The sequence below is a fragment of the Acinetobacter sp. FB genome, assembly GCF_056033405.1.
On the sequence record NZ_CM148502.1, the window covers coordinates 2,138,580 to 2,161,699 of the forward strand.

Sequence of the window (23,120 nt, forward strand, 5' to 3'; positions counted from 1 at the left end):
ATGAGTTGCTGCTTTAATGACTAAATCAAAAACATAGATCTAGTGTGCCACAAGTAAACATGAGGACTTGTTCGCTCACGGCTTTTTAACTTTATGGATGAATTTTTATGCTAAAAAAGTATTCCGTACTTTTTACTGCCTTACTCGCTAGCGCACATTTATATGCAAATGTTCCCATTGAATCTCGTGCACTCAGCCAAACGATTGCAGATAATACAAATATCTCTAATACTGGCTCAAACCTAAATTGGGATCTCATTCAAAAGAACCAAAAACTAGAAGAAGAAGTTCGAAAATTACGAGGCCAATTAGAAGAGCATGACAATTCAATTGAGCAACTGAAAAAAGAGTTGGCAAATCGCTATACAGATTTAGATCAACGCTTAGAATTACTCTCTCAAAAAATTGATCCGCCAGAAGAAAATACAGAACCAGAAAATAGTACGCCAACAGATACAGTAAAAACAGAAACAAACTCAGCTCCAACATCTGCACCCGCCTCAGCAGCTCCCAACCCTGTAAAACAGGATTCAGTGCCTCAAACACCTGTCGTACAACCGAAGTCAAATACTGCTACCACGAGCAATACCAACAACCAAATTGAGCTGGAAAAAGCAGCATATACGGTTGCACTAGATGCCTACAAACAAGGTGGGGCAAAAAAAGCCATTCAACCAATGCAAAATTTCATTAAGAACCACCCAAATGGAATTTATGTTGGAAACGCTTACTTTTGGCTAGCTGAGTTTTATTTAGCGGTTGAACCTGTTGACTATAAAGCAGCCAAGCAAAACTATAATATCGTAGTAACACGCTATCCTAATTCAGCAAAAGCTTCTCGAGCGGTTTATCAACTTTATAGCATTGCAAAAGAAGTCGATAAAAATGCAGCTTTAGCTAGTCAATATAAAACCAAGTTGTTAAGCCAATACCCTCAATCTGAAGAAGCAAAATTTATTCAGAAAAAATAATGCTTATAATGCACAAAAAAGCCAGTTCATAAGAACTGGCTTTTTAAATTTCAAAGCTTAGATCAAACTTATTTGATCTTCGCCTGTGATTTTAAATAATCAGTATAGTCTTCTAGTAACTGCTGACCACGGAACTGCTGATACAACTTAGTTAACTCAGCAATTTGCTCTGGCGGTAACTCATTTGCAGCATTAGTATTCACGTTTGAAACTGCAACGATAACCAACTCATTAGGTAATTTTGCTGTCGTAGCAGACCACATACCGTCTTTGGTTGGCGCTGGAATACTGAAAGCAGCACGCTCAATTGCACGTTTTAGACCTTGAGAACGTGCAAATGTCCCTGCATCTTCAAAAGTGACTTGTGATTTTGCAACAACTTGTGCAGCAGGCAACGCTTTAAAATCAGCTAAAATTTTTGCAATTTTTGCTTGAGCAGCTTTATATGCCTTTGCTTCAATGACTTTTGCTTTTACTTCAGCAGTCGCTTGATCTAATGGTTTAACGCCCGCTGCATGGTAATTACGGACTTTAATCCAAATCGTATCACCATTCGCTAACTGAATATTAGAAGATGCATTACGGTCACCGTTTTTCACATCATCATTAAACAGTTTTGCTTTAACATTTAAATCGCTCAAATAAGGGTTTTGAGTGGTTAAGGTCACCCCATTTAAAGATTCAACACGAGCACCCTTCACCTCTTGAGCAACTGCTTCTAAAGAGTCATTGCCCACAACCATTTCATTTAAGCTATTTACAGTATCGCTAAATAAATTTGCAGTTTTTGCCTTCTGTACTTCAGCTGTTAAGCGAGCTTTCTCAGTCTCAAATGAAGGAATGTTTGCAACTGGTGCATTTGCCTCAATGATATGGTAGCCATATTGTGTTTTAACAGGCTTAGAAACTTCACCATTCTTTAATGCATTAACTGCATTATCAAAGTCAGCTGAGAAAATACCTGGTGCATAAGCATCAACTAAACCACCTTGTGCTTTTGAAGTTGGATCTTCAGAGAATTGCGCAGCCGCTTGAGCAAATGGCATTCCACCTTGAATCTTGGCATAAACATCATTCGCAATTTTTTGAGCTGCTGCCGCATCGCGCGCATCAGTTGTAATTAAAATATGCTTCACTTCACGTTTTGCATCTTTCTGCTGCTTTTCAACAAAAGCTTTATAAGCCTGTTGTAAATCAGCCTCAGTGATATTTAAATTAGTTTGAGGCAATAATGCTGGGCTTAAAACCACATAATCAACATCAACACTCGCAACTTGCTTAAATTCATTTTTATGCTTGTTGTAGTACTCTGTTATTTCTTGAGTTGACGCAGTCAAACCTTTTTTATAATCATCCAACTTAATACTTGCTAAATGTAAAGTACGCTGTTCTGTTTGCAAACTCGCAAGCTGATGTAAATCAGATTTACTCACCAACGCATAATCTAACAAAGTCGATGAAATCATTTTTAGGGCATGATCTTGACGCAAGCTTGCAATTAAAGCTTGGTTAGTCATTCCAACTGAACGTAAATAATTTTCATACAACTTTTGAGAAAACTGTCCATTCTCTTGGAAACTCGGTTGTTGTGCCAACATTTGCTCTAGCTGAGTATCGCTCAAAGAAATACCTAATTTTTCCGCCTGTTGTTGCAGTAAAGAGCGTGCAATCAGCGCATCTAAAGCTTTTTGCTGAATAACTGGCTGATTTAAAAGAGACTCATCACCCTTTACCATTGATAAATATTGATCTTTATAATTTTTAGTCGCACTTTCCAAGTCTTTATTAGAAATATCTTGTCCGTTAACAGATTTCGCAACGTCTGCTTTATTACTGCCGCTAAAATATCCTTCAATACCTACAAGCGCTAAAGGGGTCAAAAACAAAACTAATAGGACTTTGCCAAGCCAACCCTTAATGACTGTACGAAATGATTCCATAAGTATTCCAATATTTTATTTCGGGGCAATTTTAACTGAAAAACCAAAGCGAATGAATGCTGAATAAAGTATTTCATTCAATAAATAAAAAACGCACCCAAAATGGTGCGTTTTCTGATTTAAAAAGATTACGCAACTGAATCTTTTAAACCCTTACCTGGTTTAAAACTAGGTACTTTGCTTGCTTTAATTTGAAGCTCTTCACCTGTTTTAGGATTACGACCAGTACGTGCAGCACGTTCTTTAACGCTAAATGTACCAAAACCAACTAAAGTAACCGTATCACCGCTTTTAAGTGCTTCAGTGATTGACGCAATTGTTGCATCGAGTGCCTTACCAGCATCCGATTTAGATACTCCCCCTTTTTCAGCAATCGCATCAATTAATTCTGATTTATTCATGATAAAAAATATCCTCTTAATATCGTTTGTTAAGATCCAAGGCTATAGTTTAAAAGGCCATGCCGCCTTTATAGCAATGCTTTAGGGGAGAACGCAATACTAGAAAGGCTTTTTAGCAAAAATAAATACTCAAAAACCACACAAACAGACGAGTGCCTATATTTTTTTACTTTTTATTCAATTTACTCTTTAATTGATTATTTTCTTCAATCAATGCATCTACTTTAATATGTAGCTGAACTAAAAGTTGCTCGATATGCTGGAGATCTTTTGGAGTGACTAGACCAATACGATTCAACGAATGATTCACGCCTGTGTCTAAAATTTTTTCAACTTTATCTTTAGTATCCGTCACTGATTCTTTGGCTTTTTCAGTCACTTTTCCAACAGTGTTATCAGCAAAATCTACGGTCTTGGATTCTAGCTCTTCACCCACCTTGACTAAAGAGTCAAATAATTTATTTCCCTCTTCTTCGGCACGTGAAAAAGCACCTAATCCAGCCAGCCAAATCTGTTGCGTATACTTTTTGAAATCAAGGGCAGATTTTTTAGAACTCTTTGATTTTAGCTTAGTTTTTACCTCTACCTCATCAGTTGGTTGTTCTACATTTGAGTTGTCCATTAACCATTACTCCCAAGCACTTTACAAACAGTATGTCGTATTTAACCATAAAAATGTTTTTATAATATCAAAGTTAAGACTTGATCGTTTTAAAAAACTGTTCTACAAAGCAATAAAGTCATGTAAATTATTTTTAACAATTGAGTATGGATACTCAGATTTACGTGCTTTATGAAATTTATAGTGTGATTGCAAGGATAAAGAGACCTATGAGTGATACGCAACAAAGACATAAACACCCCCATTTGTTGCTAAACATTGTCATCATTGTTTTAGAAACTTTTTTTTCATTCATTCTCACGCATGATGCAACTTTACGGCTGCAAGCGAAAAAGCTTATCGATGAAAAAGTTACCATTCGAATCAACAGTTATATTCCTTTTTTTGACTTTTATGTCCAATTTACCGAAAAAGGAATGTTGTTTGATATGAAAGCACTAGATCGAAAAGTTGATCTAGAAATAAATAGCACACTCATCGATTTGATTAAAATTTTCGTATTTAATAATCAGCGCAGTATTTACAATATGCGTATTTTAGGTGATGCAAGACTTCAAGAAGATGTGATGGATTTAATCCCTCACCTCACACTCACGAGTATACTCGCAAATTGGAAACAATGGTTCAACGCATTTGATAGTGATGCAGAAGCTATTGCGTCTCAGCAACGAATTGCGCCATTGCTTGATAAAATCGATCAGCAACGGTCTGAGATCAACTCATTATTGGTTGAAGTTAAACAATATCAAAACCGCATTCATCGCCTGCAAAAACGCCAACGTTGGATTAATATTTCATTCGCTGTATTCAGCTTTATTTTAATAGGCTTTTTCGTTTATAATATGTGGATACAATAATTCCAACATATTTCACTTTTCACACGCATTTTGGCAATTAAAAAACTTGACTATTTTAGTCGGAATTCATAAAATTTAGACATCTAGTCTAACCATGTGTACCGAATCATGCGTCTTACAACTCGCGGTCGTTACGCAGTGACTGCTCTACTTGATTTAGCTTTGCAGCCAACTGAACAAACGATCACGCTTGCCGAAATAGCAGCACGTCAATCCATATCAGTCGCCTATTTAGAACAGTTATTCGCAAAACTTAAACGACATGGGTTAGTTTCGAGTGTTCGTGGTGCTAATGGTGGATATCATCTTGCACGAAATGCAACTGAAATTACCGTGCTAGAAATCATCGAAGCTGTAAATGAAACCGTCGATGCAACACGTTGCGACCATAAAGGCAATTGTCAAAATGGTGCAATGTGCTTAACGCATGACTTATGGCAAGAACTCTCCCACCATATTGCCGATTATCTCGCAAAAATCTCTCTTGCAGACCTGATCGCACGCGACAACGTTCAAACTGTTGCACTTCGCCAAAACTCAGCAAGTTTAGATTCAGCCCTCCTATCGGTTACAGGTATTTGACATGAAACGTCCAATTTATCTTGATTATGCAGCAACAACACCAGTACTTCCTGAAGTTGCAGAACGTATGATGGAATGTTTAACCTTTGAAGGGACTTTTGGTAATCCTGCATCACGCTCGCATGCCTATGGTTGGCAAGCTGAAGAAAAAGCTGAATATGCACGTGAACAAGTTGCAAACCTGGTTAAAGCAGATCCACGTGAGATCGTTTGGACTTCTGGTGCAACTGAATCTGACAACTTAGCACTAAAAGGTATTGCTCAGTTTTACGGTTCAAAAGGCAAGCACATCATTACTAGTAAAATCGAACACAAAGCAGTGTTAGATACTTGCCGTGAGCTAGAAGAACAAGGTTTTGAAATTACTTATTTAGAACCTGAACCATGCACAGGTTTAATTACGCCTGAAATGGTGAAAGCAGCTTTACGTCCAGATACCATTCTTGTTTCACTGATGATGGTGAACAATGAAATCGGTACGATTACTGACGTAGCAGCTATTGGCGAGCTAACACGTGCGAATAAAACATTCTTACACGTTGATGCTGCACAAGCCGCTGGTAAAGTTGAAATCGATCTTTCAACTATGAAAATTGATTTAATGAGCTTCTCTGGTCATAAAATTTATGGCCCTAAAGGAATTGGTGCCCTATTTGTCCGCCGTAGCCCACGTGTTCGCTTAAAAGCACAAATGCATGGTGGTGGTCATGAGCGTGGTATGCGTTCTGGTACTTTAGCAACTCATCAAATTGTAGGTATGGGTGAAGCTTTTGAAATTGCTGGTAAAACTATGCAAGCAGAACAAGAGCGTCTTCGCCACCTACGTGACAAACTATGGAATGGCTTCCAAGACCTTGAGCAAGTATTCTTGAATGGTCATCCGACTGAGAACGTTGCAAACTATCTTAATGTCAGCTTTAACTTCGTTGAAGGTGAATCATTGATGATGGCGTTAAAAGATCTTGCAGTATCAAGTGGTTCAGCATGTACATCTGCGACATTAGAGCCTTCATATGTATTACGTGCTTTAGGTTTATCTGATGAATTAGCACATAGTTCAATTCGTTTTAGTTTTGGTAAATACACAACTGAAGCAGATATTGATCATGTGTTAACAATTACCAAAGCTGCTGTTGAGAAATTACGTGAACTTTCTCCGCTTTGGGATATGTATAAAGAAGGTATCGACCTTTCAACAGTTGAATGGGCTGAACACTAATTCATTGTAGTTTGAATTGAACTCTTCATTGAAAACAGTGTTTTAACCCTCATATTAATATTAGGCTGACCCCGAGGTTTGGAGAAGCGACATGGCTTATAGCGAAAAGGTAATTGATCATTACGAAAACCCTCGTAATGTTGGTGTATTAGACAAAAATGCAGAAAACGTAGGTACAGGTATGGTCGGCGCACCTGCATGTGGCGACGTGATGCGTTTACAAATTCAAGTCGATGACAATGGCGTAATTGAAGAAGCTCGCTTCAAAACTTACGGCTGTGGTTCTGCAATCGCATCAAGCTCTCTTGTAACTGAATGGTTAAAAGGTAAAACACTTGATGAAGCTCAAGCAATTAAAAATATTGATATTGCGACCGAGCTTGCGCTTCCACCAGTAAAAGTACACTGCTCTGTATTGGCTGAAGATGCAATCAAAGCTGCGATTGAAGACTATCGTGGTAAGAAAGCGAAAGCTTAATTGATGACCGAAATAATATTGGAGTTTTCATGATCCATTTAACTGAAAATGCTGCGACTCACATCAGCAATTACCTGCAAAACCGCGGTAAGGGTGAAGGCATTCGTATTGGTGTGAAAACTTCGGGTTGTTCTGGGTTGGCTTATGTACTTGAGTTTGTCGATGATATCGATACACATGATCAAGTGTTTGAACAACTCGGTGTTAAAGTTTTTGTTGACCCTAAAAGCCTCGTTTATCTCAATGGTTTAGAGATGGATTATGTGAAAAATGGTTTGAATGAAGGCTTTGAATTTAACAACCCTAACCAAAAAGGTGAATGTGGTTGCGGTGAATCATTTACCGTCTAACTAGCAACACCCTCTTTCTTTTCGTCAAAACAGTGTGTTCCGCACTGTTTTAACGTATTTATTAATAGCGGAATTCATCTCCCATGAATCATTTTGAGTTGTTCCAATTACCAGAAGCACTCGATATAGATTTAGCAGCTTTAAAAAAACAATTTTTAAGTTTGCAACAGCAATATCATCCCGATAAAGCCACTGACAAAGATCAAGCATTGATTAAGTCGAGTGAAATCAATCAAGCGTATAAAGTGCTCTCACAAGTTGATAGTCGTGCGGCGTATTTACTTGGCTTAAAAAAACAAGATCATCACTTGGATCAGTCCATTAGCGATTTTGAATTTTTACAATCTGCACTCGAAATGCGTGAACAGCTTGATGAGGCCACCTCTACCGAGCAACTTAGTACCTTAAAAGTTGAAGTTCAGCAATGGATTGACGGTTTAGTTCGTGAATTTAAAATCGATTTTGCTGAAGAAGATTGGGCTGAGGCTCGTGATACCGTTCGTAAACTACGTTTTTTTCAACGTGTAATGAATGATATTGATAAAGCTGAAGATCGTATGTTGGACGAAGAAGATAGCTTCGATCTCGATGATGATTTTTAATCCGCTGTTACCAAATATTTTCAAGGGATACCTCACGCATGGCACTTTTGCAAATTGCTGAACCAGGTCAAGCTACTGCCCCGCATCAACATCGTATTGCGATCGGTATTGACTTAGGGACAACCCACTCTTTAGTGGCGACAGTGCTATCGGGAAAACCGAAAGTTCTGCAAGATGACAAAGATCGTGTATTACTACCGTCGATTGTTCATTACGCAAAAGATTCAACGACGTTTGGTTATGAAGCCAAGCCGTTTATGATGACTGACCCCAAAAATACTGTTGTTTCAGTAAAACGTTTTATGGGTCGCTCGCAAGCAGATATCAAATTCCAGCATCCGTATACACTTGTTGGTGCAGAAAATGAGATGCCAGCATTTGAAACTGCTGCTGGTCGCAAAACGCCTGTCGAAATTTCTGCTGACATTTTAAAGCAGTTAAAAGACCGTGCCGAAGCAAGCCTCAACAACCCTATCAACGGTGCAGTGATCACTGTTCCAGCATATTTTGATGAAGCACAACGCCAAGCGACACGTGATGCTGCTCAACTTGCAGGTTTAAATGTTTTACGTTTGTTGAATGAACCTACTGCGGCAGCTGTTGCCTATGGATTAGACCAAGATACCAACTTGAGCACCGATCGTAACTACGTGATTTACGACCTCGGTGGCGGTACATTTGACGTTTCTATTTTACGTTTCTCACAAGGTGTTTTTGAAGTTCTTGCGACTGGTGGACATACCGCGCTTGGTGGTGATGACCTAGACCGCTTAATCGTAAAATGGGCAAAAAAACAGCTTAATATCGAAACTTTAAGCGATGAAGAATATGCTGTTTTTGTTGTTGCAGCGCGTCAAGCCAAAGAATACTTAACAGATCATGAATCTGCTGAATTAAAATTACTGGATGATCGCCTTACTTTAGATCGCCCAACTTTTGAATCGATTATTCAAGTCGCACTCGATAGAACCATGAGTGTATGTAAACGTGTACTGCGTGATGCCAAACTTGAGCTCGATGAAATCGAACATGTGGTTTTAGTAGGTGGTTCAACACGTTCGTATGCCGTACAAAAAGCTGTACGCGAATTATTTGAACATGAACCACTCTGTACTATCAATCCTGATGAAGTCGTTGCAATTGGTGCATCTATTACCGCAAACCAGCTCATTGGCAACAGTCAAGATGGTTCATTATTACTTGATGTCACGCCACTTTCTCTTGGTCTAGAAACCATGGGTGGATTGGTTGAACGTTTGATCTCGCGAAACACCGCAATCCCTGTAGCACGCCGTCAAGAATTCACCACTTATCAAGATGGCCAAACAGCAATGTTGATTCATGTGGTACAAGGTGAACGTGATTTAGTCGAGCATTGTCGCTCATTGGGTCGTTTTGTGTTACATGGCATCCCACCAATGACTGCTGGTCAAGCACGCATTGAAGTAACCTTCCAAGTTGATGCTGATGGCTTACTGACAGTATCTGCAAAAGAAACTACTTCTGGTGTTCAAGCGCAAATTGATATCAAACCATCTTATGGTCTATCTGCAGCGGATACTGAACGCCTCTTGGTTGAAGGTTTCCAACATGCGGAAGAAGACAAACAATTGCGCCATCTGCAAGAAACAAAAGTGGAAGCACAACGTGAGTTGGAAGCTTTAGAACAAGCGTTAAAAGCAGATACCGATTTACTCTCTCAGCAACAAGCACGAGATCTAATTCTTGCTGCTGAAGCGTTAAAAGCTCGCCTTAAAACCGATGAGCTTGCAGCGATTGAACATGCTGTTCAACAACTTAAAATTCACAGCGATGCGTTTGCAGCACTTCGTATGAATCGACATATTGACCATGCCTTAAAAGGTACAAAACTTGAAGATTGGTCAAACTCAAACTAAAGGTATAGGTGATCAATATGCCACGTATTAAAGTTCTTCCTCATGCACTCATTTGCCCCGAAGGTGCAGAATTTGAAGTCGAACAAAACGCCAATTTATGCCAAAGCTTATTGAAACAAGGCATTAAAATTGAACATGCTTGCGACATGTCTGCGGCATGTACGACTTGCCACGTGATTGTTCGTAAAGGATTCGATAGCCTTGAAGAAATGAACGATGTTGAAGCAGATTTACTCGATCGTGCATGGGGTTTAGAGCCTGACTCTCGCCTGTCATGTCAGGTTGAGATCGTTGATGAAGATTTAGAAATTGAAATTCCGAAATATACGATTAATCATGCTTCGGAAAATCATTAAACTTTATCCATAAAAAAACTCCTCTTTATTAGAGGAGTTTTTTAATCTAAGTTTATTGATCAACATCATAATCATCAAAATATTGCCAAATAGACTCCACATGATCTCTATAAGCACCTTTATCTATAGGTAGATCATATAATATTTGCAAATCTGGATTATATTTGAGTAATTGCGCCATATTGGTCAATTGAATATTTTGCTCAAAATCCAAACTATTTTCAGAAAAATCATGTGCATCCACATGACAATACATTTGCCAATCTCCGCCTGCGTGAGATACCCAACGTATTGGCAATTTTCCATCAATGACACAACAACACGCAATAACCCCTAAATATTGTGGGAATGCTTTGTATGCTTGCGGATTAAAATCTCTGGTGAAAGGAGTCGCATCCATCACTTCCTGATAGCCTGTAAATGCAATTCCCCGTTCCGCAAAGAAATTTTCAATATCACCATCTTGACGTTTTGCATTATTCAACCAGATCACTTGCCACTCAGTTAGACGTTCTCCACGATCAGCAGTAAATACGCCTGTTTGAGGTTCGTTAATCCAACAGCTTTGACGTATCAAAACCAAAGGATGTTCCGCTCCAGCTGTTTTTTCGGAAAACTGTTGAGCATCTTCATAACTGGAAAATGCACAATAATAATCTTGCCCCTCATATTCATCTAGTGCACCACGTTCTGGATGACACCAAACTCGATATTCAAGAACATCATCATAAAAATAACCTGCACCTGACTTTACCAAAGCAGGATACTCACCCACCATGCTCTCATCAATAGCCAATGGATACTGTGAAACGAATGCAGACATTATTAAACTCTATAATTAATTATTGAATATTTTTATCTTACTTCATCATCCAAAGTCAGCTTTGGAATACCCTGAGCATTGGTAATTTTTTGTTGTGTTTTGATACGCTGAACCATATTCTCCAAAATTTCAACCAATTCCGGATATTCATAATTCTGCACTTCCTCTAAATTCAAGACCAGATGGAAGCCTTTATAATCGAAATCAAACCATTTTTGTGTATCGGATTTCTTACCTGTGAATTTTTCCATTACCTGCCACGTTTTAACAGGTCCTTGAATCCCTTTTAAATAAATTGGCACTTTCGGTACGCACAAAAACTCACCTTTGATCAGTTGGTGAGTGTCATCCGCAATTAAGATTTCATCAACTTCAGCAGCAGACTGCAAACGTGCTGCTAAATTTACATCACGACCAACAATGGTGTAAGCCATACGATGTGAAGCCCCGTAGTTGCCTACGTGACAATAACCCGTACTAATACCCATTCGAATGTGCAACGCTGGATAGCCCATTTTCTTCCAACGCTCACGCAACAATTTCATTTGCTGACGCATTGCGATCGCCATTTCTACACAAGACTTCGCGTCTTGTTCAACACCCTGAGAATTTGGATCACCGAAGAAGATGAGAATCGCATCGCCCATAAACTTATCAACGGTTGCTTCATACTGTTTTGCTATTTCAGTCATATGACTTAAATAATCATTAAGTAAAAAAGCTAAATCATCTGGAATAAGGCTTTCTGAAAGTTCAGTAAACCCTTGAATATCGGAGAAGAAAATGGTTAATTTCTTACGTTTGTATTCAATTTTAGCTTCAGCTTCCCCACGCATGATCGACTGCCATAATTGTAATGGCGCATATCGACTCAATTGGTTAGCAAAAGCAATGTAGCGTGTCATTTGGTTATGATAATGCTGACGCTGTTGCCCTAAAATATTGATTCTTCTATGTTGATAATAGTTACCAATCACAATGAACATCATCAAACCAAATAAACTAACAACAGTTAGTTCTGGGTTTGTAGGCTCGAAATATTCTTCAGCACCAAAAATTGCAAAAGTACAAAAGTAAAAAGTGAGAACACCGATCAGTCCGATTAAACACGCAACAGGGAGTGTAATTTTATTATTTAAACCAACGTAAAGAAGTCCAAATAAAATCGTAAAAGTAGGAACTAAACTAAGGTGTAATCCCGCAAGGACGATCGCAACAATGACAGCTTCAAAAGCAAAAAGTACATTTTTTTCAGTATTCTTATCAAATTTGTATTGAAGCCAGTTGTCTAATTTGGGACAGATTAGGAAATGAATCAGTAATAAAGGAAGGATGTAAAGTTGATAGTTAGCACTCGGTGCGGTAAATGTATAAATTACCAAAATCAATGACAATATCGAATATCCCATCAAACGATGAAAATAAGCGAACTGTCTAGGTTCTTTATCTATTAACCTATCTAGTGGCACCCTATCCTCCTTCCTTATTATAGAAGATTGTTTTTATTTTATATTTCCATCAATCCATACGCCAGTCGAATGGCATATCGCCTTGACCACGTAATGCAAGCATCAAGGTTTGACGCATATGCGCAAGTACATCATTACTATAAGGTACCGCAGGCGTACCCCAAACAGGTTTCGGCCATGCAACATCATTTTGATAACGCACAACATGATGAAAATGAAGTTGTGGTACAACATTACCTAATGCAGCAACATTCATTTTGTCTGCACGAAAAACCCGTGACAATTGACTAGATAACCAACTAGATTCGCGCAAGAACTGCTCTTGATCAGCTTGGCTTAATTCATATAACTCGGTAATCCCTGGTACACGTGGTACAAGAATTAACCATGGAAATTGCATATCATTCATTAAACGACATGTTGAAAGCGGGAAATCGCCTACAAAAAATGTATCTTGAGCAAGTTGTGGATGCAAACTAAACATATCTTTATAAATGATGCAGAATAATGATGATGGTCAATACTATCACATCAGTTTTGATGTGAGTATTATTAGTCGCCTGTTTGATTACAAATAACAATGATTTTCTTTATTTATTACATCAACATCTGACAAAAAGCAGATTCTTTGCTTAAAGAAAATCAAAGTAGTTTAATTATGCAGCAAAAAATTTACTTTTCAACTAACTATGTAGTTCGTTGAGTAGTTTATTCAATAGATCAACAATAAACTGAATCCGCTTATCGTACTCAGCCATTTGCACTGTGATCTTTAAACGTTGACCACCTTCCATACGATAGTGGGTTGGATTCTTTTGCATTAATTGAATGATACTGATTGCTTGCACTGGTGTGTCTGGCGAAAATTCAATGTATCCACCATTATTATTGACATCAATCTTAGTAATCCCTAACTGCTCTGCTTTCAAACGTAATTGATGCACACTAAACAATTGTTTGACTGACTGAGGTGGAATGCCAAAACGATCAATCAGTTCCATCCGAATATTATCAAGCTTCTCTTGCGTATCAGTATTACTAATACGCTTGTAAAACAACAAACGCTGATGTACATCTCCTAGATAATCATCTGGAATCAGCGCAGGCATATGTAGGTTAATTTCAGCAGTTAATGACAAAGGCGCATCAAAGTTTGGCGTTTTACCTTTTTGGATGGCTTTGGTCGCTTTCTCTAGCATTTCCATATACAAGCTATAACCAATCGCTTGCATCGAACCACTTTGCTGCTCACCGAGTAATTCACCCGCACCCCGAATCTCCAAGTCTTCAGTTGCAAGCATGAATCCTGCGCCCAGTGTTGAAGCACGTTGAATGGCATCAAGACGCTTTTCTGCATCGCCTTTGAGATGTTTTAGCGATGGAACCAATAAATAAGCATACGCTTGGTGATGCGAACGCCCAACACGACCACGTAATTGATGCAATTGCGCCAAACCTAACTTATCTGCTCTTTCAATGATAATCGTATTGGCATTGGGTACATCAATACCCGTTTCGATAATGGTTGAACACACGAGAACATTATATTCTTTGTGATAGAACTGCTGCATGACCTGCTCAAGTTCACGTTCGCGCATTTGTCCATGAGCAACCGCAACACGTGCCTCAGGAACTAAATTACGAATCGTTTCTGCTGCTCTTTCAATGGTTTCAACTTCATTATGTAATAAATAAACCTGACCACCACGTAACAACTCACGCAAAATCGCTTCTTTAATTGAGTCATCTGTATGTTCTTGAACAAAAGTTTTGACTGCTAAACGGCGGGCAGGCGGCGTTGCAATAATCGAAAGATCTCGCATCCCAGAGAATGCCATATTCAGAGTTCGTGGAATCGGCGTCGCCGTTAGCGTCAGCATATCTACATCGGCACGCAAAGCTTTAATCCGTTCTTTATCACGAACACCAAAACGATGTTCCTCATCAACAATCATTAATCCAAGATTCTTGAATTGAATGTTTTCTTGCAGGATTTTATGTGTTCCCACCACAATATCAACTTTGCCTTCAGCTAAGTCTTCAATCGTTTTCAAATGCGTTTTATTACTACCAAAACGAGACAGCACTTCAATACGCACCGCTGTATCAGCAAAACGATCTTTAAAGGACTCATAATGCTGCTGTGCCAATAAAGTAGTAGGAACTAATACTGCAACTTGCTTGTTGTTTTGTACTGCAACAAAGGCTGCACGCATCGCCACTTCGGTTTTACCAAAGCCCACGTCCCCACATACCAAACGATCCATTGGTTTCGCCAACTGCATATCATGGATGGTTGCTTCAATCGCGTTAGCTTGGTCTAAAGTCTCTTCATAGGCAAAGCCACTAGAGAATTGCATATATCCAGTATGATCGAGCTCAAAGGCAAAACCCGGTTTCGATTGACGGCGTGCCTGAATATGTAACAACTCAGCCGCAACATCATGAATTTGCTCTAAAGCTTTCCGCTTGGCTTTACTCCATGTATCTGTACCTAATTTATGTAAAGGTGCTAAGTCAGGATCGCCACCACTATAACGACTGATCAGGTGTAAATTGGTGACAGGCACATAAACTTTTGCACCATCTGCATAATCGAGCTGTAAAAACTCATGATCCTGTTGATCAATTTCTAAGGTAATTAAGCCTGCATAACGCCCAACACCATGATCGATATGTACTACAGGCGCACCGATACTGAGTTCAGTTAAACTCCGGACAAGAAATTCTTCAGAAACTTCTTGCTGACGCTTACGACGTCGTTGCACTACCCGATGTTCATAGAGTTGATTTTCAGAAATGACTGATAGTTGATTGCTGAGCACGAGTCCACGATCTAATGGCGCGCTTGTGATTGCAACTTGGAGCTTGTCTTTCTGAAATTGAACAAAACTCTCTACATTTTGGATTTCACCTAGAACCGAACGTAATGCATCTTTTAAGGTTTCACGCCGACCTGCACTTTCAGCGACCAATAACACAGGATGTTTAACTTGGTCGATATAATGTTTAACTGCTTCAAATGGCTGTTCTTTTTTAGGATCAACTGCAAGCTTTGGTGGTTGTTCTGCTGCAAGATTTAAAACACCTACTTTTTCGTCAAATGCTTCTGCTGAAGCTAAAATCCTTGGAAATTGATTTAATGCCTGTAACACATGATTTGGCATTAAAAAAAGCTCTTCAGGCGGAAGAATTGGTTGGTCGATGTTATGACGGCGATCTTCATAACGACGAACCACTTCTTTCCAGAAATTAATTAATTCATCTTCAACTTCGTTATTTGTAATGACAACGCAATTCTTTGGTAAGTATGTCATAAGCATACTTTGCGCTTCCATCACCTTTTTCTCAAAGAACAAAGGTAAATAGAACTCTAATCCTGGTGTTGCGATTCCTTCAAGTACATCTTGATAAATTGGGTTTTTCTTAGGATTCGCAGTTGGAAAACTTTCTGCGTAACGATCTCTAAAGGTAGAACGTCCCTCTTTTAAAGGAAATTCTTTTGCTGGTAAAACAGTGAAGTTTTTTAAAGATTCAGTGGTTCTTTGCGTTTCTGGATCAAAGAATTTTAAGCTTTCAATTTCATCATCAAATAAATCAATTCGAATCGGTTGATCTTGTCCAGATGCATAAATGTCCATGATACTGCCACGAACTGCAAATTCCCCATGATCATAAACAGTATCAACCAAACGATAACCCGCCTGCACCAGTTGCTTTTTCTGTGCTTCTAAATCGAGTCGTTGTCCAACTTTAATATCAAAGTGTTCACCAACTACCCATGAGTACGGTGCAACACGTTGCGCTAAGGTACTGGCAGAAACTAGTAGAATACCCTTTTGTGGCATATTCGCTAAAATCGCCAAACGTTCAGAAACAATATCTTGATGTGGCGATAAACGGTCATAAGGCAAGATTTCCCAATCAGGAAAAATCGTTGGTTTTATCCCGTAAAATTCAAGTTCACTTTCGAGCTGAGCAAGATGTTGATTATTTCTCGCAACAATCACATATAGATTTGAACTTTGCGTGGCAATTTCTTTGAATAATAATGCTGCTGATGATCCAAGTAAGGAACCAATCCAGCGTTTTTCGCCTGCTTTGAATTGTTGTAGGTTTAATTGAGAGATTTCTTGTTGAAACATAGAGAAAATCATGTAATCGAAAAGACAATAGGCTTAGTTTAACATGGAGTTTTTTATGTGGATATGAATCCAGAAAGAAGACTAACTGGATTTATCCTTTAATTTTTTCTCTAATCGACGATCCATCAAACGAAATAATGGTCGAGTTAAATTCATCACAGTTGTCGGCGCTGTATTCAGTAAAGCATTGGCAATTGCACCACTGGTACTGGTAATACGATAAGATTTTTGCTGTACAGCTTTGACAATCCAGCCTGCGGCGGTGGACGTATCTAGCATCCGCATATGTTTATAAATCTTTGTTTTAGATGACATGGGTGTTCTTACCATTGGGAAATAAACAATACTCACATCAATTCCTTGATCACCTAACTCCATTCTGAGCGAACGTGAAAAGGATTCTAAAGCCGATTTACTGGCTAGATATGCTGAAAATAATGGAATTGGAACTTGAGTTGACATAGTAGAAATATTGACAACATGTCCCTCACCTTTTTCCAGAAAGTGTGGCAACAAGGCTAATGTCAAACGCACTGCTGCAAAATAATTGATTTGCATGGTACGCTCAAAATCGTGCAGCCGATCTAATGCCTGAATAATTGGACGACGTATTGAGCGAGCAGCATTATTAATCAGGACATCAACTTTTGCATGTTCACTAAGTATTTGTTCAATACAGTTTTTAGCATGATCTTCCTGAGTAATATCTACAGGATAAATCCATACTTGACCGCTTTGCTGTTGAATGACCTGCTGTACTCGTTCCAATTCATCTTTACGGCGAGCAATGAGACAAATTTTCGCACCCAATGCAGCAAGTTGAATCGCAGCCTGTTCACCAATTCCACCTGATGCACCTGTCAATATAATGGTTTTTCCTTGTAGATTTGTCATACGTTTTCCTATTTTTATACAATCTATAATTATCCATTTTGATCTTATTCATTTAGCTTTCAGGAGAAAAGTCTTCTTTGGAAAAACTCAAAAAATGCCTTTCTCAATTTATAATTAAGCTCACCAATAATTTTGGTTTACTTAGGCTATTTAACTCGCTATCCTATTCAAATCGTTTATATGCGATAAAAATGAAACTCACGGTCATTTAAAAATAAACTTTAAATTAAAAATCAAATAGTTAACTTACTTTCAATAAAAAGAGAGAAATTTAATCTAAATCTATGTCAATAATCACTCCCACTCAACAAATTCGAGCTGTTTATAACAATCAGACTATTCGTGTTTATCAAGCTTATTCTGATGCTATTGCAAATGCCGCCCTTCTTAATCAAACTTTTGTCTCACCACCATTTAAAATGGAAAGAATGACATGGATCAAACCATCATTCCTTTGGATGATGTATCGTGCAGGCTGGGGTTTTAAAGACAACGGACAAAACCGTATCTTGGCCATTGATATTCGCCGAGAAGGTTTTGAATGGGCTTTGGCACATAGTTGTCTTAGTCACCGTGATCCGATCACAAGTGAGCAAGCATGGCAACAACTGAAAGAAAATTCACCTGTACGAATTCAATGGGATCCTGAACGCGATCTATTATTACGACCACTTGAACATAGAGCGATACAAATTGGACTGAGTAAAGAAGCAGTTCAACATTATGTAAATCAATGGATTGTTTCGATTACAGAGGTCACACCACTTGCACATCAGATTTATGCTTTAGTACAAAAGAATAAAATGGAAGAAGCTCAATTATTATTACCAAAAGAAATGGTATATATTCCTTCAATAAAAAAAGATTCACTCTGATTGAATCATTTTTTATTGAAAAATAGGATTTTCTAAACTTTTTTCAGCATCAAATCGTTAAACAATAAAGGCTGATTTCTCAGCCTTTATCTATATCTATTAATTGACAGAAGCCAACTTCACATCAGGAAAGAAACGCTCTTCTACCATGTCATAACACCATTGGAAAATAAAGGTATAAACCAAAATACACATCGTAAGACCAAAATCTAAAATTAATGCATCAATAAAGCTCATCTTCATCATATAAGCAATAATTGGAATGGTCGCAAGCATCAAACCACCCTCAAAACCAATCGCATGCAAAATACGCACAGGAATCGTTCGTTTCCACTGATATTTATGTTCAACTTTCTCAAAATAATGGTTAAAAATCATGTTCCAAATAACCGAAATGACGGCCATGATTACACCTAGAATACCAGTCACCTCTAAAGGCATACTAAAAATAAAACTTAACGCAATTGCGATGATGACCAATAAGATCACTTCATAGCTAATTGCATGAATGAGTCTTCTTCTGGAAATCAACATTTTCTAACACTCTTTTGTTTGGATACGTGCCATTTTATTTTTATAATCTTGATTAATCTAATCAGGTTCTTTCAGTTTTTTTGACAGATGAATATTAATCAAGAACAACTTCTAATGTTTCAAACTGTCATTGAGACAGGCTCATTTTCTGCGGCTGCGCGGAAACTCGGCAAAGTTCCTTCGGCAGTGAGTATGTCAATTGCCAATTTAGAAATTGATCTCAATCTCAATTTATTCGAGCGAGCTGGACGTGAACCTACACCAACACCTGCGGCAATGGTTTTATATGAAAAAACTCAACAACTTTTGATTGAGATAAATCAGTGGAAACAACATGCTCATGCGCTCAGCACTGGACTAGAGTCAACTTTAAACATTGTCGTCGTCTCTGAATTGCTACATACCAATTGGACCGATTACATCACGTTACTTGAACAACATTTTCCAAATCTAACTATTAATATTTTTTCTGCTCCTCAGGAAGATGCTTTACAGATGTTACTGGATCAGTCTGCGCAACTTGCACTCATGTTTGAACGAGAACAGTTAGACAGTCGTGAACAATTTGTTGAATTAAAAAGAGAAGCTCTTGTTCCAGTGATTGCTCAAGGTCATGCTTTAGCCCAATTTGAGCAAATATCATTTGAGCAAATGGTGCAGACGCGCCAAATCGTGGTCGCTAGCCGTGACCATAGCATCAAGCCAGAACTACTATTTTCTAAAGATTATTGGCGTACAGATAATCATCACTCTGCGTGTATGATGATTCTTCGGAATTTAGGTTGGGGTGTTTTGCCCTTAGAAATGTTTAATGAAAACCCTGAATTAAAGAAAAAGTTAAAAGTTTTGCAACTTTATGATTTCACCCCAAAGTTTGAATACTACGTCGATCTAGTTTGGAGTCGTGAAAGCGAGTTAGGTGTTGCTGCTAGATTTTTGATTGAACACATTCGACAACTACGTCAGCAACCTAGAAAATAGAGTAAATCACTCAGGTTTAAATGTATTCAAAGCGATGCTTTGCTTTCCTGTAGATTGTGCTATAAAGAAGTTATCCATAATTTTGTTTAAGTAAGAACGCTATATCAATGACTCAGACTGCATTACACCAATTAAAAAATTTAACAACCGTTGTTGCCGATAGTAGTGATCTAGAAGCGATTGAAAAATTTCGTCCCTTAGATGCAACAACCAATCCATCACTCATTACAGCAGCGGCTGAACAACCTGAAAGTAAGCAACTGATTGAAGATGCTTATACACAAGCAAAACAAGAAGGCTATCAAAGTGATGAACTGATTGAACGCACCATTGATATTTTGACGGTGAAGTTTGGCGTTGAAATTTTAAAATTGATTGATGGACGTGTTTCAACTGAAGTCGATGCTTCTCTTTCTTATGATACTGATGCGACGATTGCCAAAGCGCGTGAACTTTCTAAACTTTACCAAGGCTATGGTATTGAGCAATCTCGTATCTTAATCAAAATCGCATCAACGTGGGAAGGCATTCAAGCAGCTAAAGTTTTAGAGGCTGAAGGGATTCCATGTAACTTAACATTATTGTTTGGTTTGCATCAGGCCCAAGCTTGCGCAGATGCAAAAGTAACCCTAATTTCTCCTTTTGTCGGTCGCATATTAGACTGGTATAAAAAAGCGGAAGGCGTCGAGCAATACCCAATCGAAAACGATCCAGGTGTTCTTTCAGTCAAGAAAATTTATAACTATTACAAACAACACGGCATTGCGACACAGGTCATGGGAGCAAGTTTCCGTAGCACAGCACAAGTCCTTGGTTTAGCAGGTTGTGACTTACTCACAATTGCACCAAATCTATTGGCTCAACTTGAACAAGATCAACAGGTTGTTGAAGCTCAACTCAGCTCAACTTCGGCGCAACAAGCTGAGAAAATTGAACGTACAGCTCAAACCAAAGAAAGTTTTAAAGCTGAACTTGAGCAAGATTTAATGGCTTTCCAATTACTACAAGGTGGTATTGATGGCTTTATCAAAGCACGTGATCATTTGAGTTTATTACTGCGTCAATCTTTTGGTATTGATGCAGAGATTCGACCTTAATTAGTTTATTTTTCACCTATAAAAACCGATTTTTGTTATATTAGCGAAAATCGGTTTTTTTAATGAGTAGATTGTGTTCGGCATAACAGATTTAACCACTTTCATTATTGGTACAATCTTAATTGTGTTATTGCCTGGCCCAAACTCTTTATATGTAATGTCCGTCGCTTCACGCTATGGTATTCGTACTGGTTATGCAGCGGCATGTGGCGTATTCACAGGCGATTCTATTTTAATCTTGTGTACAGTCTTAGGTGCGGCATCATTATTAAAAGCCTTCCCAATTTTATTTATCGTTCTCAAGTTAACAGGGGCTTGTTATCTCGCTTATCTAGGCTTCAAGCTATTACAAAGTGCATATCAGACATGGAATAAACCTCCACACCCTACTGAGATGGCTGATTTACCACGTTTAGATCAAATTCATCCCTATCGTACCGCACTCAGTATCAGTTTACTCAATCCTAAAGCGATTCTGTTTTTCCTGTCTTTTTTCGTGCAATTTGTACAACCCAATTATACTTATCCAGCACTCAGCTTTCTGATCTTAGCCATTATTGTGCAACTGGTCAGTTTGACCTATCTGACTGCTCTGATTTTTTCAGGTGTTAAATTAGCAAACTTTTTCAAACATAATTACAAACTTGCCGCTGGAGGTGTTTGTAGCGTGGGTATTTTATTCTTTATTTTTGGATTACGATTGGCAACGTCTACCCTTACATAATAATGTTTTGATCATATGATCAATTAATTCAATCATTTTTAAACTACGATTTCCGCTGAATTAACGATATACTTTTCAACAAATTTTAATCAAGTATAGATGCATTGATGCAACGTCTAATTCAAGATTTTTCGATTCCTGCCGTTTTTGCTGGCTTTATTACTTTCCTGATTGGGATTAGCGTTTCTGCTGTATTAGTGATCCAAGGCGCACAATCTTTAGGTGCAAATACAGCACAAATCAGCTCTTGGTTTTGGGCATTAGGTTTGGCGATTGGATTATCAGGACTCATCTTATCTTGGAAATATAAATATCCAGTTGCTACTGCATGGTCGACTCCGGGGATTGCACTGATCATTGCATCGACTGGTCATTATGATTTGTATGAAGCGATTGGTGCTTTCTTAATTTGTGGCGTCGCAATCGCAATCGTTGGATTTTCAGGCATTTTCCAAAAGTTACTGGCGCATATTCCTCAAAGCCTCACATGTGCGATGCTTGCAGGGATTTTATTAAAATTTGGAATTCAGATCTTCAGCAGCTTAGAAAATCAGCTCGGTTTTATCTTGAGCATGTTAGCAATTTATCTTGTTTCAAAACGCATATTGCCTCGTTATAGCATTGTGCTGACAGTGATTTTAGGTGCAATGATTTGCCCTCTATTTATTGATTTTCAATTACATTCAATCACTTGGTCTTTTACTCAACCTGTATGGATGCAACCCTCATTTTCATGGTCTGCATTACTGGGTCTAGCCTTACCGTTGTTTGTCATTAATATGACTTCGCAAAATTTGCCCGGTATTGCCATGATTAAAAGCTATGGTTATCACCCACACGTCAATCAACTAGTAGGCTGGACAGGTATTGCACATACGATTTTCGCTCCTTTTGGTTGCTTCTCGATAAATTTAGCCGCGATTAGTGCAGCGGTCAGCTTAGATGATCAAGTGCATCCTGATCCGAGCAAACGCTATATTGCAGGTATAAGTTGTGGTTTGTTTTATATTTTAATGGGGCTTTTCGCTGCAACCTTAGTCAGCTTACTCATGTCATTTCCGCCTATTTTTATTGTTGCACTTGCAGGTATTGCCCTATTTGCCACGATTAGCCATAACATTGCAGTGGCTTTTGCAAACGTAGAAGAACGAGAAGCAGCATTACTCACCTTTTTATGTAGCGCATCTGGGATTCAGTTTTTCGGAATTGGTTCTGCATTTTGGGGGCTTTTATTGGGTATTTTTGTTTTAGTTTTATTCAAATTTAAATTAAAAAATAAGTCTTAGTTCTGGCTAAGACTTA

Annotated in this window: 23 protein-coding genes; 14 read left to right on the forward strand and 9 right to left on the reverse strand. The window is 38.4% G+C overall.

Annotated elements, in window-relative coordinates; genetic code table 11:
• Positions 1 to 107: 107 nt before the first annotated feature.
• Positions 108 to 971, forward strand: coding sequence for a YbgF trimerization domain-containing protein (locus AC0JIQ_RS10145; RefSeq protein WP_474201575.1), 864 nt, complete (start codon positions 108 to 110; stop codon positions 969 to 971).
• Between the two features lie 68 nt (positions 972 to 1,039).
• Here AC0JIQ_RS10145 and AC0JIQ_RS10150 read toward each other — a convergent pair whose 3' ends face one another.
• From AC0JIQ_RS10150 to AC0JIQ_RS10160, 3 genes are all read right to left on the reverse strand, one after another.
• Positions 1,040 to 2,911 carry a SurA N-terminal domain-containing protein gene (locus AC0JIQ_RS10150; protein WP_474201576.1) on the reverse strand — a complete coding sequence of 624 codons (1,872 nt, stop codon included), beginning with the start codon at positions 2,909 to 2,911 and terminating at the stop codon, positions 1,040 to 1,042.
• A gap of 128 nt (positions 2,912 to 3,039) precedes the next feature.
• Complete coding sequence (locus AC0JIQ_RS10155) at positions 3,040 to 3,312, reverse strand: HU family DNA-binding protein (protein WP_004661469.1); 273 nt, start codon at positions 3,310 to 3,312, stop codon at positions 3,040 to 3,042.
• A 166-nt stretch (positions 3,313 to 3,478) separates the two neighbouring features.
• Positions 3,479 to 3,934 carry a phasin family protein gene (locus AC0JIQ_RS10160; RefSeq protein WP_474201577.1) on the reverse strand — a complete coding sequence of 152 codons (456 nt, stop codon included), beginning with the start codon at positions 3,932 to 3,934 and terminating at the stop codon, positions 3,479 to 3,481.
• A 209-nt stretch (positions 3,935 to 4,143) separates the two neighbouring features.
• On the opposite strand from AC0JIQ_RS10160, the gene AC0JIQ_RS10165 reads away from it, so the two are divergent.
• The 8 genes from AC0JIQ_RS10165 (at position 4,144) to fdx (ending at position 10,276) form a co-directional block, all read left to right on the forward strand.
• Positions 4,144 to 4,791, forward strand: a complete 648-nt coding sequence (locus tag AC0JIQ_RS10165; protein ID WP_474203251.1) for a hypothetical protein — start codon at positions 4,144 to 4,146, stop codon at positions 4,789 to 4,791.
• 108 nt (positions 4,792 to 4,899) lie between these two features.
• Positions 4,900 to 5,373 (forward strand): Rrf2 family transcriptional regulator, encoded by a 474-nt coding sequence (locus tag AC0JIQ_RS10170; protein WP_004661463.1) that lies wholly within the window; start codon positions 4,900 to 4,902, stop codon positions 5,371 to 5,373.
• 1 nt (position 5,374) lies between these two features.
• Positions 5,375 to 6,592 carry an IscS subfamily cysteine desulfurase gene (locus AC0JIQ_RS10175; protein ID WP_474201578.1) on the forward strand — a complete coding sequence of 406 codons (1,218 nt, stop codon included), beginning with the start codon at positions 5,375 to 5,377 and terminating at the stop codon, positions 6,590 to 6,592.
• 91 nt (positions 6,593 to 6,683) lie between these two features.
• Positions 6,684 to 7,070: a Fe-S cluster assembly scaffold IscU gene (gene iscU, locus AC0JIQ_RS10180; protein WP_004639432.1), complete on the forward strand. Its 387-nt coding sequence runs from the start codon at positions 6,684 to 6,686 to the stop codon at positions 7,068 to 7,070.
• Positions 7,071 to 7,099: 29 nt separating this feature from the next.
• Positions 7,100 to 7,420 carry an iron-sulfur cluster assembly protein IscA gene (gene iscA, locus AC0JIQ_RS10185; RefSeq protein ID WP_004661460.1) on the forward strand — a complete coding sequence of 107 codons (321 nt, stop codon included), beginning with the start codon at positions 7,100 to 7,102 and terminating at the stop codon, positions 7,418 to 7,420.
• Positions 7,421 to 7,503: 83 nt separating this feature from the next.
• Positions 7,504 to 8,022 carry a Fe-S protein assembly co-chaperone HscB gene (gene hscB, locus AC0JIQ_RS10190; RefSeq protein ID WP_004661458.1) on the forward strand — a complete coding sequence of 173 codons (519 nt, stop codon included), beginning with the start codon at positions 7,504 to 7,506 and terminating at the stop codon, positions 8,020 to 8,022.
• A gap of 38 nt (positions 8,023 to 8,060) precedes the next feature.
• Positions 8,061 to 9,920: a Fe-S protein assembly chaperone HscA gene (gene hscA / locus AC0JIQ_RS10195; RefSeq protein WP_474201579.1), complete on the forward strand. Its 1,860-nt coding sequence runs from the start codon at positions 8,061 to 8,063 to the stop codon at positions 9,918 to 9,920.
• A 17-nt stretch (positions 9,921 to 9,937) separates the two neighbouring features.
• On the forward strand, positions 9,938 to 10,276 hold the full coding sequence (fdx, locus tag AC0JIQ_RS10200) for an ISC system 2Fe-2S type ferredoxin (RefSeq protein ID WP_004661453.1): 339 nt from the start codon (positions 9,938 to 9,940) through the stop codon (positions 10,274 to 10,276).
• A gap of 52 nt (positions 10,277 to 10,328) precedes the next feature.
• Here fdx and AC0JIQ_RS10205 read toward each other — a convergent pair whose 3' ends face one another.
• The 5 genes from AC0JIQ_RS10205 to AC0JIQ_RS10225 form a co-directional block, all read right to left on the reverse strand.
• Positions 10,329 to 11,099: a hypothetical protein gene (locus AC0JIQ_RS10205; protein ID WP_474201580.1), complete on the reverse strand. Its 771-nt coding sequence runs from the start codon at positions 11,097 to 11,099 to the stop codon at positions 10,329 to 10,331.
• A 32-nt stretch (positions 11,100 to 11,131) separates the two neighbouring features.
• Positions 11,132 to 12,568: an adenylate/guanylate cyclase domain-containing protein gene (locus AC0JIQ_RS10210; protein ID WP_004661449.1), complete on the reverse strand. Its 1,437-nt coding sequence runs from the start codon at positions 12,566 to 12,568 to the stop codon at positions 11,132 to 11,134.
• A gap of 49 nt (positions 12,569 to 12,617) precedes the next feature.
• The gene (locus AC0JIQ_RS10215; RefSeq protein ID WP_004661448.1) at positions 12,618 to 13,052 is read right to left on the reverse strand and encodes an HIT domain-containing protein; all 435 of its coding nucleotides are present in this window, start codon (positions 13,050 to 13,052) and stop codon (positions 12,618 to 12,620) included.
• A 199-nt stretch (positions 13,053 to 13,251) separates the two neighbouring features.
• A complete protein-coding gene (gene mfd, locus AC0JIQ_RS10220; RefSeq protein WP_474201581.1) occupies positions 13,252 to 16,713 on the reverse strand; it encodes a transcription-repair coupling factor in 3,462 nt (1,153 codons plus the stop codon).
• An 81-nt stretch (positions 16,714 to 16,794) separates the two neighbouring features.
• Complete coding sequence (locus AC0JIQ_RS10225) at positions 16,795 to 17,607, reverse strand: SDR family NAD(P)-dependent oxidoreductase (RefSeq protein ID WP_474201582.1); 813 nt, start codon at positions 17,605 to 17,607, stop codon at positions 16,795 to 16,797.
• A 284-nt stretch (positions 17,608 to 17,891) separates the two neighbouring features.
• Here AC0JIQ_RS10225 and AC0JIQ_RS10230 point away from each other — a divergent pair, with 284 nt between their 5' ends.
• Positions 17,892 to 18,482, forward strand: a complete 591-nt coding sequence (locus AC0JIQ_RS10230) for a DUF4291 domain-containing protein (RefSeq protein WP_474201583.1) — start codon at positions 17,892 to 17,894, stop codon at positions 18,480 to 18,482.
• Positions 18,483 to 18,581: 99 nt separating this feature from the next.
• On the opposite strand, the gene aceI is transcribed toward AC0JIQ_RS10230, so the two are convergent.
• A complete protein-coding gene (gene aceI, locus AC0JIQ_RS10235; RefSeq protein WP_004661441.1) occupies positions 18,582 to 19,016 on the reverse strand; it encodes a chlorhexidine efflux PACE transporter AceI in 435 nt (144 codons plus the stop codon).
• 87 nt (positions 19,017 to 19,103) lie between these two features.
• Between aceI and aceR the strand changes: the two genes are divergently transcribed.
• From aceR to AC0JIQ_RS10255, 4 genes are all read left to right on the forward strand, one after another.
• Positions 19,104 to 19,997 (forward strand): HTH-type transcriptional regulator AceR, encoded by an 894-nt coding sequence (gene aceR / locus AC0JIQ_RS10240; RefSeq protein WP_474201584.1) that lies wholly within the window; start codon positions 19,104 to 19,106, stop codon positions 19,995 to 19,997.
• A 107-nt stretch (positions 19,998 to 20,104) separates the two neighbouring features.
• Complete coding sequence (tal, locus tag AC0JIQ_RS10245) at positions 20,105 to 21,094, forward strand: transaldolase (protein ID WP_336937202.1); 990 nt, start codon at positions 20,105 to 20,107, stop codon at positions 21,092 to 21,094.
• Between the two features lie 73 nt (positions 21,095 to 21,167).
• Entirely contained in the window at positions 21,168 to 21,818 is a 651-nt protein-coding gene (gene leuE / locus AC0JIQ_RS10250; RefSeq protein ID WP_474201585.1) for a leucine efflux protein LeuE, read from the forward strand.
• 107 nt (positions 21,819 to 21,925) lie between these two features.
• Positions 21,926 to 23,104 (forward strand): benzoate/H(+) symporter BenE family transporter, encoded by a 1,179-nt coding sequence (locus AC0JIQ_RS10255; RefSeq protein WP_474201586.1) that lies wholly within the window; start codon positions 21,926 to 21,928, stop codon positions 23,102 to 23,104.
• Positions 23,105 to 23,120 lie beyond the last annotated feature (16 nt).